This is a genomic window from Spiroplasma endosymbiont of Agriotes lineatus (assembly GCF_964019485.1).
Classification (GTDB): Bacteria; Bacillota_I; Bacilli_A; order Mycoplasmatales; family Nriv7; genus Nriv7.
In genome coordinates this window covers 36,351-52,905 of record NZ_OZ026448.1, presented here as the reverse complement: position 1 = coordinate 52,905, position 16,555 = coordinate 36,351, and the positions used below count along the sequence as shown (strand labels likewise).

At 26.4% G+C, this 16,555-nt stretch carries 14 protein-coding genes, 1 tRNA gene and 3 pseudogenes; 4 read left to right on the top strand and 14 right to left on the bottom strand.

Going from position 1 to position 16,555, the window contains the following annotated elements:
• The first annotated feature begins 45 nt into the window (after positions 1-45).
• Positions 46-438 carry a transposase family protein gene (locus tag AACK93_RS00270; protein WP_339025433.1) on the top strand — a complete coding sequence of 131 codons (393 nt, stop codon included), beginning with the start codon at positions 46-48 and terminating at the stop codon, positions 436-438.
• A 212-nt stretch (positions 439-650) separates the two neighbouring features.
• Here AACK93_RS00270 and AACK93_RS00265 read toward each other — a convergent pair.
• The 5 genes and pseudogenes from AACK93_RS00265 to AACK93_RS00245 all read right to left on the bottom strand — a co-directional run bounded on the left by AACK93_RS00265 (position 651) and on the right by AACK93_RS00245 (position 4,768).
• Positions 651-1,841 (bottom strand): annotated as a pseudogene (locus tag AACK93_RS00265) (IS256 family transposase).
• Positions 1,842-1,950: 109 nt separating this feature from the next.
• Positions 1,951-3,198 (bottom strand): tyrosine--tRNA ligase, encoded by a 1,248-nt coding sequence (tyrS, locus tag AACK93_RS00260; RefSeq protein ID WP_339024560.1) that lies wholly within the window; start codon positions 3,196-3,198, stop codon positions 1,951-1,953.
• Positions 3,199-3,216: 18 nt separating this feature from the next.
• Positions 3,217-3,531 carry a hypothetical protein gene (locus tag AACK93_RS00255; RefSeq protein ID WP_339024559.1) on the bottom strand — a complete coding sequence of 105 codons (315 nt, stop codon included), beginning with the start codon at positions 3,529-3,531 and terminating at the stop codon, positions 3,217-3,219.
• The gene (locus tag AACK93_RS00250) at positions 3,489-3,659 is read right to left on the bottom strand and encodes a hypothetical protein (RefSeq protein WP_339024558.1); all 171 of its coding nucleotides are present in this window, start codon (positions 3,657-3,659) and stop codon (positions 3,489-3,491) included. Before AACK93_RS00250 ends, AACK93_RS00255 begins: the two co-directional genes overlap by 43 nt.
• A 56-nt stretch (positions 3,660-3,715) precedes the next feature.
• On the bottom strand, positions 3,716-4,768 hold the full coding sequence (locus AACK93_RS00245; protein ID WP_339024557.1) for a nicotinate phosphoribosyltransferase: 1,053 nt from the start codon (positions 4,766-4,768) through the stop codon (positions 3,716-3,718).
• Between the two features lie 603 nt (positions 4,769-5,371).
• On the opposite strand from AACK93_RS00245, the pseudogene AACK93_RS00235 reads away from it, so the two are divergent.
• The 3 genes and pseudogenes from AACK93_RS00235 to AACK93_RS00225 form a co-directional block, all read left to right on the top strand.
• Positions 5,372-5,614: pseudogene (locus AACK93_RS00235) on the top strand (IS3 family transposase); the annotation flags it as partial.
• Positions 5,615-5,739: 125 nt separating this feature from the next.
• Positions 5,740-6,552: a DegV family protein gene (locus AACK93_RS00230; RefSeq protein WP_339024553.1), complete on the top strand. Its 813-nt coding sequence runs from the start codon at positions 5,740-5,742 to the stop codon at positions 6,550-6,552.
• 11 nt (positions 6,553-6,563) lie between these two features.
• A complete protein-coding gene (locus AACK93_RS00225) occupies positions 6,564-7,424 on the top strand; it encodes a DegV family protein (RefSeq protein ID WP_339024551.1) in 861 nt (286 codons plus the stop codon).
• Between the two features lie 120 nt (positions 7,425-7,544).
• Here AACK93_RS00225 and AACK93_RS00220 read toward each other — a convergent pair whose 3' ends face one another.
• From AACK93_RS00220 to AACK93_RS00180, 9 genes and pseudogenes are all read right to left on the bottom strand, one after another.
• Positions 7,545-9,284 carry a PTS transporter subunit EIIC gene (locus AACK93_RS00220; protein WP_339024549.1) on the bottom strand — a complete coding sequence of 580 codons (1,740 nt, stop codon included), beginning with the start codon at positions 9,282-9,284 and terminating at the stop codon, positions 7,545-7,547.
• Between the two features lie 30 nt (positions 9,285-9,314).
• On the bottom strand, positions 9,315-10,112 hold the full coding sequence (locus tag AACK93_RS00215) for a MurR/RpiR family transcriptional regulator (protein WP_339024547.1): 798 nt from the start codon (positions 10,110-10,112) through the stop codon (positions 9,315-9,317).
• A gap of 425 nt (positions 10,113-10,537) precedes the next feature.
• Positions 10,538-11,038: a Fur family transcriptional regulator gene (locus AACK93_RS00210; protein ID WP_339024546.1), complete on the bottom strand. Its 501-nt coding sequence runs from the start codon at positions 11,036-11,038 to the stop codon at positions 10,538-10,540.
• Positions 11,039-11,053: 15 nt separating this feature from the next.
• On the bottom strand, positions 11,054-11,290 hold the full coding sequence (locus AACK93_RS00205) for an acyl carrier protein (protein ID WP_339024544.1): 237 nt from the start codon (positions 11,288-11,290) through the stop codon (positions 11,054-11,056).
• Positions 11,291-11,307: 17 nt separating this feature from the next.
• Positions 11,308-12,735: a proline--tRNA ligase gene (gene proS, locus AACK93_RS00200; protein ID WP_339024543.1), complete on the bottom strand. Its 1,428-nt coding sequence runs from the start codon at positions 12,733-12,735 to the stop codon at positions 11,308-11,310.
• Positions 12,728-13,423, bottom strand: a complete 696-nt coding sequence (locus AACK93_RS00195) for an acetyltransferase (protein WP_339024542.1) — start codon at positions 13,421-13,423, stop codon at positions 12,728-12,730. Before AACK93_RS00195 ends, proS begins: the two co-directional genes overlap by 8 nt.
• A 15-nt stretch (positions 13,424-13,438) precedes the next feature.
• Complete coding sequence (gene cls / locus AACK93_RS00190; protein ID WP_339024541.1) at positions 13,439-14,959, bottom strand: cardiolipin synthase; 1,521 nt, start codon at positions 14,957-14,959, stop codon at positions 13,439-13,441.
• 129 nt (positions 14,960-15,088) lie between these two features.
• Positions 15,089-15,178 (bottom strand) — tRNA-Ser (locus tag AACK93_RS00185).
• 146 nt (positions 15,179-15,324) lie between these two features.
• Positions 15,325-16,437 (bottom strand): annotated as a pseudogene (locus tag AACK93_RS00180) (IS3 family transposase).
• Positions 16,438-16,555: the final 118 nt, after the last annotated feature.

Here is a 16,555-nt window from a genome sequence, read left to right as displayed (position 1 = left end):
TAATGCTAAAGAAATTTCAGTTGAAAGAATTAAAAAAAACTAAAATTATTATTTTCTGATAAGAAAAGGCAACATTCATTAAAATCGCAAATAATTATTGATTTATTTAACAATAAAATCATTTCAGTAGATTTTTGTTATGGCAGTATTTATGATTATAAGTTATTTTTAAAATCAAATACACTTATAAATCCAAAAATAGAATTAGTTGCTGATTCAGCATATCAAGGTTTGCAAAATGTTCATAAAAATAAATTATTGCCAATTAAAAAGAGTAAAAATAATCCTTTAAATCCAGATAAAAAGGAATATAAAAATTTTTTAAGTAAAATTAGAATTGCCATTGAGCATGTTTTTGCTAAATTAAAAAGGTTTAAAATACTAGTTTATCGCATTATCGCAATAAGATTAGAAGGTTTGGATTACGATTTAACTTAATCTCAGGAATATATAATTTTGAATTAAGCTAGGTATGGTTTTATTATACCAAGTCTATTTATTATAAAATACATTACAAACTGCTAAATCTTGTTTAAAATTATATACAAATTATGCAATAAAATATTTAAAAAAACAAGATAAATTTTTATGAAAATAACTTATTGTTTTAAAAATTAAGGGGTTGTACAATTAACTGTGTCTCTAAGTAATTAACTTAAATTCACTCTGTCCTCAAATTTTATCATTAAATGTAAAATTGCACTACCCCAATTTTGAATTGGCATCGTTCATTTCTTAACCATATTTTGAAATGCTAAATAAAATATTTTAAAAAATGATGCGTCATTAGGAAAAATCTTTTTATTCTTAATTACTTTTCTTAGTTGACTATTAACAGACTCTATTGCATTAGTTGTATAAATAATTCTCCTAAATTCTTGAGGATATTCAAGAAAAATTATTAAATTATCTCAGTTATTTTTTCATGATTTAGTAATTTGTGGATACTTTTTATTTCATTTTTCTGAAAAATGATCTAAAGCAACTAACGCTATTTCTTCATTAATTGCTGTATAAATTGATTTTTTAAATCATTAGCTACAAGTTTGCGATCTTTGTAAGGAACAAATTTTAAACTATTACGAATTTGATGAACAATACATAATTGATGTTGTGTTTTTGGAAAAACAGCTTCTATTGCATCAGACATTCCTGTTAAATTATCACTACAAGCAACAAGAATATCTTGTAATCCGCGATTTTTCATTTCCGTAAGATTATTCAGTCAAAATTTGGCTCCCTCATTTTCACTAATTCACATTCCTAAAATATCTTTTAAGCCATTTATATTAATTCCTAAGGCAAGATAAACTGCTTTATTTATTATTCGTTTATCTTGTTTTACTTTAACAACAATACAATCAAAATAAACAATCGAATAAATCTTCTCTAAAGGTTTAGTTTGTCACATTTTAACTTCTTCAATAACATCATCAGTTATTTGACTAATTAAACTTTCTGAAATTTCTGCTCCGTGATAGAATTCTTGCAATTGTGCTTTGATATCAGAAATTGTCATTCCTCTTGCATATAAAGAAATTACTTTTTGATCAAAGTTATCAAATTTTCTTTGTCTTTTTGGAATAATTACTGGTTCAAAAGTACTATTTCGATCTCTTGGTACATCAATTACGATTGAACCATTTTTAAGTAATAATGGTTTTTTGTGTGTTGCCATTTCTTTTATTATGATTCTCATCAGTTTCGAGATGATCTTTAATTTCTGCATTTAACATTCGTTCATTTAATTTTTTGGTAAATTCCTGAAAAATATTATTACTTTTAAATAAATCTTGTGGATTATCAATATTTTCTAAAAAATAATCAACAACTTTATCAATTGCATCAGGTTCTTTTTTTTTATTTTTTTTGTCATTTTCTGTTCTCCTTTGTTTAAGTATAATTCAGAATGAATTATCGAGACACAGAATTTTGGACAGGCCCAAAATTTTAATGGTTATTAACTTCAACAATATAATAATGTTGTCTACCTTTACGAATAAAAACTATTTTGTCATATAGCAATTTATCTTTAGATAATAAATAGTTTTCATCAGTAATAAGTTGCTCATTAACATAAATAGCATTACTCTTTAATAGTTCTCGAACTTGAGTTTTAGAACTACATACTTCAAGTAACAAAAGTAAATCAATAAGTTTATGTTCTTGACCAACAGTTATCCACGGAACAGCATTTTTCATTTGTTGAATTTCATCCATTTGTAACTGAACAACTTTTTGTGAAAATAATGCTTCACTAATATTAATCGCCATCGTAACTTCTTGTCGTGAATGAACAAAAGCAACAATTTCTTTTGCTAATTTTTTTTGGGCATATCTTTTAACCTTATTAGCATTATGTTTTTCCATTATTTGCAAAATATCATCTAATGATAGCAAAGTCAATCATTTTAAGAGTTTTTCAACATCAGCATCATTTTGATTAACAAAAAACTGATACAAAATATATGGTGATGTTAAATTAGCGTCTAACCAAATTGTTCCTTGCTCAGTTTTACCAAACTTAACACCATTACTTTGAGTTAATAATTCAATCGTTAATCCGCTTGCTAAATGATTATCTTGTTCTTTTTTACGAATCAATTCAATTCCGGCAGTAATATTCCCTCATTGGTCACTACCGCCGATTTGAACTAAGCATTGATAATTCTTATATAAATACCAAAAATCATATGCTTGTAAAATCATATAAGAAAATTTAGTATAAGAAATTCCTGTTACAAGCCTTGTTTTAATTGATTCCTTATCAAGCATATAATTAATCGTAAACTCTTTCCCCAATTCTCTTAAATAATCAATTAAACTTAATTTTGATATCCAATCATTATTATTTAAAACTTTAATATTATGATCTAATAATTTATCTAACTGTAAGGCAAGCGCTGCGCTATTTAATTTTACTGTTTTAGCATCTAATAATTTTCTTTCTTCAACTTTAAAACTGGGATCACCAATCATTCCCGTCGCGCCACCAATAACAGCAAGTGGTTTAAAACCCGCTAATGAAAAGCGATATAATAAAACAATTTGCAATAAATGTCCAACATGCAATGATGTTGCTGTTGGATCAATACCACAATAAACACTAGCATTACTATTCATAGCATGTTTTATTTTTTCACTATTAGTAACTTGTTTTAAAAGTCCTCGAGCTTGCAATTCTTCTAAAAAATCCATTTCTTATCATTCTTTCTCTTATTTTTGTTTTTCAGCAATTAAATTAGTAATGGTAATGATACAATTTTTTTCAGTAACTTGCTGTTGATCATAAAATTTACTAGCTCATTGATGAACATCATTAAAACGATTAACATATTCTTCAATTGAATTATAAGTCTTTGTTGTTCTGACTAATGATTGTGGTCTAATACTATAAATATTATTTACTAATGAAAAATCTTTTTGTTTATCGCTATCAATATTTTCTTTATTACAATTAGAGCCTGTAATTAGTGAAATAATCTCTGTTAGTTCATAAACTTTCTGTATACTTGTTTTTGTTGCATTCAATTTCTTTGTTTACGACGATTTTCAGCAATTTTTGACTCTGCAATTTTTTGCTGATGACTGCTTTCTTCATAAATTTTTGATAATGGACCATTTAACCCATATTTAATTTTAAAATCATTAGTATTCATTATGACCCTCCTTTTTAAAAAAACACTTTCTCTCTTAAATTATAACATAATCAAAATTAGATTTTCTGTACTAACTTATCATTTTCAATATTTTCGCGACCAACTTTGGCAAAATTCTTATCATTTAATTGCACTAAATCACCAATAAAATAAATATCAAACTTACCAATAGTCGCTCCCACACCATAAAAATCTACTGGTGTATTATCATCAATAAATCAACTAATCTTCGCTTTATCAAATCCAGAACTAACAATAATTTTCACATTATTAAAACCTTCATCATCCATTGCTTTTCTTAAAGCTTTAATTAAAATTGGATTTACACCCATAATATTTTCATTATAATATTTCTCTTGATTTTCTTTAGCAGTAAAATATTTATCAACTAAAATAATGCTAGTATCAACCCGAACAGCACTAAGACGATTTTGAAAATGACGACATACTTTTAAACTAGTATTAATAACATCATTATCAAAATCAACTAAAGCTACTAACTTATCATTAGGAAATAATTCACTATAAGCTTCTAAAGATTTAATAATATCACCATTAAACCCATGAATTAAAGCGTGTGGCATTGTTCCAACCAATATTTCTTTATTATTTCATCATTCGGTTTGTGCTCTCGTAACTTGTGATTTAATACCAGCAATATATGCTGCATAACCATCACCTTGTTGATTAACATAGTCATCATTACGATCAAACATAAAGATGATTGGTTTATCGTTACTAACTTTTAAAACTTCATTGCAATTAGTAGCAACACTACTTCTTCTTGCTAAAATGCCATCAATAATTCCTTCTAAGTAACCAAATAAATGATACGGTCCCGTTATTTTTAAAACCGGAATATTAGCTTTAATAATATCACCATCATTTAAAGCATAAACAGATATTTTTTCTAATGGCGTTACAAATTCTTTTAATAATGCTATAACTTCGTCAATACCACAAAGCATAACATTATCTTGCCTTTGAAAAAATTGCATGGTAACAATATTATTAGGAAAATACTTTTTAAGAATTTTTTGGGTTTTTAAAAAATAAATGGCACTATAATAACCTTCTTTAATACGAGAATCAAACTTAAACTTTGTCATTTAAATAACCTCAAATCTTTTATATATTATTGGTTTTAATATATTAATTTTACTACTTAATAAATATTTTAATATAGTTTTTAAGAGAATTTATTTTTTGATTACAAATTTCGCTATTCTTATCATCTTATTAGATAGGTTACAATAAGTTGGGCCATATATTTATGTGGACTTTCAAAATAAGATAAAATTATTAAGAAAGCAGGAATATAAAAATGGGCAAAAATTCATATACAGATGAATTTAAAAAACAAATTGTCATGCTTTATCAAAACGGGAAAAGCATTATTGAAATTATTAATTAATATGGTATTTCAAAATCTGCTATTTATAATTGAATAAAATCATTCGATAATTCTGATTCTTTTAAAGCAAAAGATATCAAAGTAATGAAGAAAATGAATTAATTTACTTACGAAAAGAATTAAAATAATTACAGACTTGGTACATAACCTTTAATTTTATCTACTATTTTGATAATATTATTTTTTAGGTGAAGTACAAATGTTAGATAAATACAAAGATAAAAATGAATTTTATAGTCCGGTAGGCATAAAATGTTATAATTATGTATCAAGTCTGTTGATGAAATTTTAATAACCTTTTAATATTAAAAGATCATTAAGCAATAAAGGTTGTCCTTATGATTATGATAATGCTGTGGCCGAAACAACTTACAAAACCTTTAAAACGGAATTTATTAAGGGTAAAAAATTTGAAAATTTAACACAATTAAAATGCGAACTATTTGATTTTGTTAATTGATACAACAATATTAGAATTCACGGTAGCTTAAATTATTTAACGCCCGCGCCCGTTGAATTTAGAAAATGACAATCTATATAAAAAGTGTCCTAAAAAGGATCGCCATTCTATCTTGAATAATATTATATCAAAGTTTATAATTGATTAATAAACAAAATAGAGATTTTTGTGAGGTGTAAAAATTAATGAAGCAATACATTATCTTAGTGGACTCAGCAACTGGTTATGATGAAAAGCAAGCAAAAGAACATAATCTTGCATTTGTCCCTTTAATGATAAGTGTTAACAATAAAACTATTGCTGACAATAATAAAGAAATTACTATTGATAAGTTTTATAAAATTTTAGAAACTGAGTCAATTAAAACTAGTCAAACGCCACCAGGAATTTTAAAAGAAAAATGAGATGAACTACTACAAGAATATGAACAAATTCTTTTCTTTCCCATTTCTTCACACCTATCAGGGCAATATCAAAGTGCAATATTACTAGCCCAAGATAATGCTTATAAAAACAAAGTCTATATAATTGATAGCGAAGCAGTTGGCGATATTAATAAAGAAATGATTAACCGAGCAAAACTATTTTTACAAGAACAACCCATTAATGAATTACAAGGTTTTATTGATGAACAAAAAACAAAATATTGTGCCTTCATCCTTCCCTATCAATTAGATACATTGGTTCGCGGGGGCAGAATTAGCAGTTCTGCTGCTGCCCTGGCTAATTTATTGAAAATTAAACCAATACTAGAATTTAATGGTTTTATTGATAAATTTGATAAAACAAGAACATTTAAAAAAGCAATTAAAGAAGTTTTAAAAGAAATCAAAAAGCGCTATGACAGTGGTGGCGAATTAACAATCATGCATTCATTATGTGATATTGAATTAAAAGAAGAAGTAATTAAAATCATTACTAAAGAAAAATTTACAATTAAGCATATGAGTTTAATATCTAATGTTATTGCCGCCCACACCGGATATAATACATTTGTACTTGTATATTGAATAAAGTAAAGGATAAAGAAATGTCTAACATAAATAAGAAAATTGCTATTATTGTTGATTCATCTAGCAATCTTGACCTTACAACCCTAAAAGAAAAAAATATTAATATCATTCCCTTATTAATAAGTTTTGAAGATGGAACTGAAATTGAAGACACCATTAATGACATTAAAAAATCTAATTTTTATGCTCGTGTTAAAAGTGGTGAATATACTAAAACTAGTCAATCATCACCAGGGAAACTAATGAACTTATGACAAAAATTATTAGCTGAAGGAAATGATGAAATTATTTTTATTCCGATTGCTAAAGGATTATCTGGTCAATACCAAAATGCCTATATATTATCACAAGAAATTGAATTTAAAAATCGTGTTCATATTATTGACACTAATGGAGCCGCTACATTTAATAGCACATTAGCAATCAAAGCTAGTGAAATTGTAACTAATGGTGGCAACGTTAGTGATATTAATAAAATGGTAACCCAAGTAAAAAAAAATAGTTTAATTTACATTATCCCTGAAGACATCTTGCGACTTTCTAAAGGTGGCCGTGCCAAATCTGTTGTTGCTTCCCTAATAAGTTTAATCCGTGTTAAAGTCATTATTAAATTCGGAGAAATATCAGAAAAAAGCGGGATTGCCAGAACTTTAAATAACGCTATTGAAAGCGTAATCACGAAAATTAAAGAATTTATTAAAAATGAAAATTACATTTTAGAAATTCTCACATCACAATGTGATAAAAAAATCATCACAATTATTAACAAAATTATAACCAACCACCCCGAACTTAAAATCAAAAAAGCATTCCTCCCTAACTGCTTTGTCAGTCACGCCGGTGTTAATTCCGTAGGAATTATTGTTGTTAAACAATAAATAAAATTAACAAAGAAAAAGGTAGTAATACCACCTTTTTCTTTTTATTATTTACAGCACTAACAACAATCCCCATTCACCTTCTTTTAATACTTTTAAAATAAAAACTATTTTCTACTTTTAAAAATTAGTTGCCAATAACACTTTTGATGATTGAAGCATTTTTTTTAACTCATCAACAATAAATTGAGCATCATTGCCAACAACCAGTTGTAAATCATTATCTGAAATCATTTTCGAATTAAGCTTATTAACAATTTTTCTTACTTTAAATCTGACTTTATTTAATTGTTCAATTTTTTCAGCATCAACTTTTTTAACAACAATTCTTACCCTTGTAATACAATTATCAGCACTAATAACATTATCTTTTCCTAAAATATCCAAAATTTTTCTGGCTAATAGCTGATAAGAAGACGGTGGTAAACTATTATCCAAATTATCTATTTCACTAACAGTTTGCTCGCGGCCTAATGTCTGATAATTAAACTTCTTAATCAAATAACTAAAAGAAAAATAATAAGCACCACCACCTAAAATACCAATTGGCAATATTCAACCCGGGTTCGCCCACATCTGAGAAACATCTGATTCCCAAGTTATCTTAGCAATTTTTATTGATTGATAAAAACTTAAAGCATAATCAATAAAACCAGCAGAAAAACCAAAACCAATCCGAATTCCAAAACCAACAGTAATTGCAGCAATAATCCCTGATAAAATAATATGAACAAGAAACAATACTGGTGCTGCATAAATAAAACTAAATTCTAATGGTTCGGTAATCCCAGTTAAAAATGAAACTGATGCAGCTCCGAGTAGTAATGCCATAACTTTTTTTCTTCGCTCAGGATGAGCACATTTAATGATTGCAAGAGCGGCAGCTGGTAATCCAAACATCATAATTGGAAAAAACCCACTTTGAAATAATCCGGCACCAATAACTAAATCATTACTAAGAAATGCGGGAATATCGCCATTAATAACTACTCTGTTCTGTGAAGTAGTAAAAGGGTGTTGTCAAAAAAAATAAATATTAAAAATACGCATTAAACCACTAGCATTTAATGCTCTATTAAGCATTGTATAAATGCCAGCAACCCCTCATTGAACATGACGCGTTGAATTGTCAACTTTTTCAGGAACAATAGCTTGCCCAAAACTTAAAAGTCCTAACTGAAGTCAAGGTCAAATTATTGCTACTAAAATAGCAATCGGTAAAGAAACTAAAATAACAACCAATGGCACAAATCTTCTTCCAGAAAAAAACGATAAAGCAGTTGGCAACTTAATGTTTTGAAAACGATTATAACAAGTAGCTGCTAATATACCAGCAATAATGCCACTCAGAATTCCCATATCAATAGAATAAATAACTTTATTATTTTTAAGTTGATATAAAAGTCTTGACTTATTTTCTAAGTTAATATCTAATAAAATTGTTGAATAAAAAACTTTTGGTAATATGGTCATTAGGCCAATTAATATTGTATAAGCAAAAAAACCAATAAGAGCTGCTTCACCACGATTATCTTTAGCAAAACTAAAAGCTACTCCAATAGCAAAAATAACGGAAAGATTATCAAGAGCGCTTCCGCCAATAGTCTGAAATATTGAACCAATATATCAAATAACACTGTTCTCAGTAATTCCAAAATCTTTAGCCATCATTAATCCGCCCGCGCGACTTAATATTGCCGCGATAGGTAAAATAGCAATCGGAAACATTAATGATTTAGCAAGTTTTTGTAATCCTGAACTTGTTTTATTACAAAAATGCTTTAAAGTATTTTTTAGTTGAAAATTATTAGATGTTAGCTTAAGTTTTTTAAAACTATTAAAAATATATTTAAATTCCATTTAATATTAATCCTTACCTTTATTTTAAATTTATAATTTAAATCTGATTATTTTTGCATATAAAAAATCTAATAATTGCATTAATAATTGCAATCTAACTGAAAAAACATTTCACAATTGTTCTTCATCAGATGTAATTAAAAAGTAAGATTTAAAATTTTTAGCTAATTTTGTTTCTTTGTTAAAAATACCGATTGAATAGCCTTTATCTTTTACTTCTTCAATTATTTCACCAATTAAACTATTTGTACCACTTAATGATACGCAAATAACAACATCATCCTCGGTAATTAAAGACAAATATGAATAAATAACATTAATATCATTCTCACAAATAACATTTTTATCTACTCATCTCAATCTTTGTACGAAAGAAATAACGGGATAATATGAAATTCCAAAACCAAAAATAAAGATCTTTTTTGCATCAATAATTTTTTTAACAATTAAATCAGTATCTTTATTAATAAAATCTAAATACAATCTTTTATTATCTTCATCTCTTATTTTTTTATATTCATTAAAAAAATAGGCTACATTATCTTTTAATTGTAAATTACAATTAACTTGCCGTTCAGAAATTTTAATTCTTTGATTAATAATTTTTAATTGATACTTCAATTCAGTTCAACCACTTAGATTTAATTTTTGACAAAAGCGAATTATTGAACTAGAAGAAGTAAAACAAGCATCGGCAGCACTTGTTGATGTTCAATTATCAATTTGTTCTAAGTTATTTAAAATAAAAGTAGCAATGCCGGCATTAATAACATTGCCTTCATTAAATTTTATATGCTTTAATTTCTTAATAAAATCAAAATCTTCCAAAACGACCTCCTTATTTCATTATCTTTCCACAATAATCCCTAACCATTATATCTCAAAAACATTTCATTAGGTAAATTTAGGTAAACTTTCCAAAAAATGCAATATATTTCATTAAAAAATATAAAAATAATCATTTGTAATGATAGCAATAATGGCGGGCGCGTTTAGTTTTCTTAGGTATTTTTAAAAAAAGAAAAAATAATCATTTACTTATAATATAAATTATTTCAATATGCAAATTAAGTATATATTTCTTATGTATGATTTTTGTTGTAAAAACTTATTTTGATGTTGTTTTTATAAGCGTTTTTCTTAGTTTTTATAACCTTTTATTGAGATTATGTTTGTTGATATTAAATATTTTGTTTTATTACTTATTTTTTAAATAAAATGATAATTAAATTGTCGTTGCTTCTCATTAAAAATTATTTAAACCTTTTCCTACCTAACAAAACTTTATGCGCCCCTTCTTTTTCTTGACAAGATATACAAATCCCATGTGCTTCTAATTTATAATAAACCGGTTTAAAATCAGCATTTTGTAATTTTTCTTCTAATTTTTTCAAATTATCTTGAAAATCTTCATCACTTAAATGCATATCTTCACTAAAATGAATAACCTTATGACAAGTTTCACAAACTAAATGAACTAAGACAGGATTTGATAATTCAAAAACAATATCTCGGCCATTAAAAACATTAAGATAAATTAATTCTTCTTGCAAAAATAAATCTAAAGTATTATAAACTGACATTACATTAATATTCTTATGTTCATCATTTTCTTTTTTCAGTTCTCTAATAATGCCATTAATATTTAGGTGTTGCTTCTTTAGTAATAATTTTAATATTGCTAATCTAATATTAGTTAAACGGTGTCCTTTATTTTTTAATATTTGCGTTAATTTCTCATAATCTCATTTCATAATTTTAACACCCTTTTAACTATTACTATTTACTAATTCTTCAATAATGGTTATTAAATCCTGAACAGTATAAATATCACTTAACTTATTATCAGGAATTCAAAATTTATATTCTTCTTCTGCTAAAATAATTAAATCCATCAATTCTAAAGAATCCAAACCTAAATTACGGAAATTAGTTTCTAATGATATTTTTACTTTGATACCTTTTTTTTCTTTCAATAATTTAGCAATTTCATCTAATCAATTCATTAAATTCTTCCTCCCCTTTAATACGCCCGTGCAAAGTAAAAATATTCTTTTGCTTTTTCATTACATTTAAAACATTTAGAATTCTCTTCAATCTGCTTCTCTAAATCTTGACAACGACTAACAGTACTAGTTAACTGTTTAATTTCTGCTTCACACTCAATACGATTACAAAATCAAGCACCAAAAAAACCTGTTTTTGTTTTCAATTGTTGTTCATATTCATCAAAACTATTAACAACAAATACTCGCTCTTCTAATCCTTCTAACGACCTTGCATATAAATCATTTTGCATTTGTTCCATATTAATTTTTAAATATGATTCCACATCATTAATTTTAACCGCTAATTTTGTTTTTGTGTCTCTTCGCACAATTAATACTTTTTCAGTTTCTAATTCACGAATCCCGATTTCAATACGAAAACAAACTCCTTGAATTTCACTATTACTTAACTTATAACCCAATGACTTTAAAGAATTATCAATGACAACACGATATTTAGTTTTTAATTGTTGATAAATCCTATTAACTTTTTGCCTTACTTGTTCATCATCTTGAATCGGAATTATTCCTACTTGAATCGGTGCTACCATTGGTGGTAATACCAACCCCCTATTATCACTATGAGACATAATTAAAGCCCCAATAACTCTTGTTGACATCCCTCACGAAGTTTGATAACCATATTCTTCTTTATTGTTAGCATTAGTAAACTTAATATCAAAATTTTTGGAAAAATTTTGTGCAAAATAATGACTAGTTGCTGATTGTAATGCTTGACCATCTAACATTAATGCTTCTAAACTATATGTATCAACAGCACCAACAAACTTTTCGTGAAGACTTTTTTTACCATTAAGAACCGCAATTCCTAAAACTTCTTTAAAAAATTTAACATATAAATTCATCATTTCTACCGTTCAATTTTGTGCTTCTTCCATATCATTATGAACACTATGACCTTCTTGCCATAAAAATTCTGTTGTTCTTAAAAAAGGCCTTGTTGTTTTTTCTCAACGAATAACATTAGCTCATTGATTATATTTTAATGGTAAGTCCTTATAACTAGAAATATTTTTTGAAAAATATGTCCCAAACAAAATTTCAGAAGTTGGTCTAATAACCAACGGTTCATCTAAATTTTTATCACCAACTTTGGTAACAATAGCACATTCGGGGGCAAAACCTTGAATATGTTCTTTCTCTTGACTCAATAAACTCTCAGGAATTAATAAAGGCATATAAACATCTTGAATTTCAACTTCTAAAAATCTGATTTCTAAGTTTTTCACAATATTTTTTCAAATTGCATAACCATGCGGTTTTAAAATTGGTGCTCCTTTAACTACTCCATAATCTATTAGATTACCATTTATAATCAAATCAGTATATCATTGACTAAAATTTTCCTCCAACGATGTAATTTTATTAAGATTTTTATTCATTAACTTTTAACTCCTTTCTTTTAATTTCTTCAATAATACCTTTATCACCATAAAATATTTTAATATCAATTTGTTGATGAGAAACATATTGTTGTAATCTTTTGTATACTTCCATATCTTTAATTAAGATTGCCCTAATAGCATTAACACTAATTAATTCATTAATTATAACTTTTTGCAAATTATTATTAAACTCTCAATCTTTTTTAGTATTTTCATATAATTTCACTAAATCAATATAAAAAATTGCCACTGTAGTTAAATCAATCTCATTTTCTAAACATCAACTTCAAAATTGATGGCGACTACTAGTAGATAATTCTAATTCAAGATGGTCATCTTTTTCTAAATACGTTCAAACAATATACTTTTCGTTTTCTTTAAGTTTCTTAAATTTTGCTGGTTTAATTCCTTGCTCTAAAATATAAAAAATATTAGCAATAGAACTATAAAAATAAAAATGATCAACATTTTGTAATAATAATTGCTTAATAATTCTTTTAGTAGCGTTTCGTGTTCATCCAAAATGAATATTAACTTTATTAATTTTTTGAACTCTTTTTGGAAATAAATGCCTAAAAAAACCCCGTTTTTCTTTAACTTCTGGTTTTTTTTCTAGTCTCATAGAAAAATTTTGTTTTTCTAAATGCTTAGCAATTTTTTTATTAATTTTTTTTGTTTTACGCATTACTATTTTCCTTTCCTAAAATAAGGGATCAAAAATTTTAACAATTGGTAAAATCAATACTCGATAAAATCAATTTTTTTTCTTTAACGGTGATGTCGTTAAAAGAATACTTCTTTCAATATCTCATAAATAATTCTTTTCTAATTGCTTATTAGCATCACCATAAAGAATAACAATAGTTTGATGATCGTGATAAAGACTACGAAAATCTAAATTAGTTGATCCAATAATAACCAAATTATCATCAATTAATGCTGTTTTTGAATGATTAAAAATATTACTCATTTCATAAATTTTTATCCCTGAATTAAATAATTCATCATAATATGAACGACTAATATCAAGAATAAAAAATTTATCAGTTTTTCCTGGCATTAATAATCGGACATCAACACCTGACTTAGCAGCATTTTTTAATGCCGTCACAATATCATCAGTCGGAATAAAATAAGGCGTCGACAACCAAACACGACTTTTAGCACTAGAAATAACTTTAACATAAATATCCTTTTGAATCGTTTCATAAGTATTGGGACCATCATCAATAATCTGAACAATATTACTAGTTTTACCATCATATGGTTCATTTTTTAACAATTTCTTATCAAAAACTAACGATTCTCCGGTTGTAAAATATCAATCCTGTAAAAATATTAACTCTAAACTACGAACAGCACTACCTTGTAAACGAACTTGACTATCGCGTCAAAATCCATATTTAGAACTTAAATGACAATAAGCATCCCCAACATTAATGCCCCCCGTATAACCAATCTTACCATCAATAATAACATCTTTACGGTGGTTACGATAGTTATTACGACCACTAATAAAAGGTAAATTTATCGGTGAAAATCTTTTTAAATGAACACCAGCTCGCTTCAGTTTCTGAATTGTATCATGATAGACCGTAAAAAAACTTCCAGCATGATCATAAATTAAGCGAATATTAACATCTTGATAAGCTTTTCTAATTAATAACTGTGTCAAATATTTTAAAATTTCACCATCATCTAAAATAAAATAATTAATATGAATGTAATTTTCAGCACTTTCTAAGTCTTTAAATAACAACGAAAACTTTTTAATTCCATTAGTTATTAAATCAACTTTCGTATGATCATACAATGGTCTTTGTGATATATTGGTAGTTAAATGTAAAATACTTCGTTCTTCTTTAATTTCATTTTTTAAAAAGTTATTCGTATAATTAAAATCCTCTTTAGCATAAAAATCTTGATATTTTTTTAAATAAAACTTTTGTGCTTTAGTATAACGATAGGTTCGCCCAAAAATAATAAAAATTATAATACCAACAATTGGTAACGCATACACAGCAATAATTCAAGAAACTTTTGTTCGTACCGGTCGGTTAGAAACAAAAATAATTAATGCTGTTAAAGTTCCAAATGAAATTGTTACTACGCCAATAATTCATAATCAATCAATATATTTAGCAATAATAAAAATACAAGTCACCAATAAAAGGACTAGAAGCACAAAAGTAATTGCTAAACGCATTTTTTTATTTAACATTAATTTGAGTCCACCTTATAAATAAAATATTGTTTTTTAAATATGTATTAATTTTATCTTAATATCACAAAAAAACAACTTTACTTACTGTAAAGTTGTTAACAACAATCTCAAATTATTTAAAATTAATGGCGGAGCAGACGAGATTCGAACTCGTGCGCCAATTGCTTGACCTAACTCCTTAGCAGGGAGCCCTCTTAACCACTTGAGTACTGCTCCGTAGCGATTAACACACAGATAATTATATCTAAAATTTAAAAAAAATAACATCTAAAATTTTTTTAATTTTGTAGAAAACTCTTGATATTTATTGAGTATACTTAAAATTATGGTATGGCAACCGGCAACTTTTTTTAGGACACTTTTTATGTAGACTGCCATTTTCTAAATTCAACGGGTGTTAAATAATTTAAGCTGCCGTGAAAATTCGAATATTGTTTTATCAATTAACAAAATCAAATAGTTCGCATTTTAATTGTGTTAAGTTTGTAAATTTTTTACCCTTAATAAATTCTGTTTTAAAGGTTTTGTAAGTTGTTTCAGTCACAGCATTATCATAAGGACAACCTTTATTGCTTAATGATCTTTTAATGTTAAAAGTTATTAAAATTTCATCAATGATTTTATTTTTGAACTCATTACCGCGATCGGTATGAAATAAAATTATTTGTTTTAATGGTCGTGTTATCCTTATGAAAAGCTTGTCGAACTAGTTCAGCGGTTTTGTTTGGCCCGGCACTATAGCCGATTGCTTAACGATTAAACAAGTTAATTAATAAGCAAATATAATGTCATTTTCCTCCAACTTACACATGTGTTAAATCACTAACAACAGCTTTATTTGGTTTTTATTGTTAAATTCAAGGTTTAAAACATTACTGATTTGGGCATTATTAGCTGTTTTTTTGTGATTACGATATTTTAATTTGGTGTATTTAGAAACCAAATTATTTTTGATCATAATGCATCTGATTTTTCGCCGCGATAAGATGATATCTTTTCTTATTAAAACGGCTTTAATTTTACGAGCCCCATAAATTTTGCGATTTTTATTAAACGCACCGATAACTTCTTGTTCATAATTATTAACATGCTTGTTATAGTACATTTATTAGGTTGATAATAATATGTTGATTTTGATAAACCCAAAATCTTACATATTTTCCTCACTGAATATTTGTTTTTGTTGTTATTAATTATTGTTATTTTTTGGCTATTATCAGTGCCGCTTGCTTTAAAATATCGTTTTCCATTCGTAATTTTTTTAATTCTTTTCGTGAGTAAATTAATTCATTTTTTTCATTACTTCGATTATCTTTTGCTTTAAAAGAACCAGAATTATCGAATGATTTTATTCAATTATAAATAGCAGATTTTAAAATACCATATTCATTAATAATTTCAATAATGCTTTTCCCGTTTTGATAAAACATGACAATTTGTTTTTTAAATTCATCTTTATATGAATTTTTGCCCATTTTTTTATATTCCTACTTTCTTAATAATTTTATTTTATTTGAAAGTCCAAATAAATATGGTCCAACTTATTGTAACCTATCCAAATTTCTTATTTCAGTCAAATAAAAGCAAAAATAG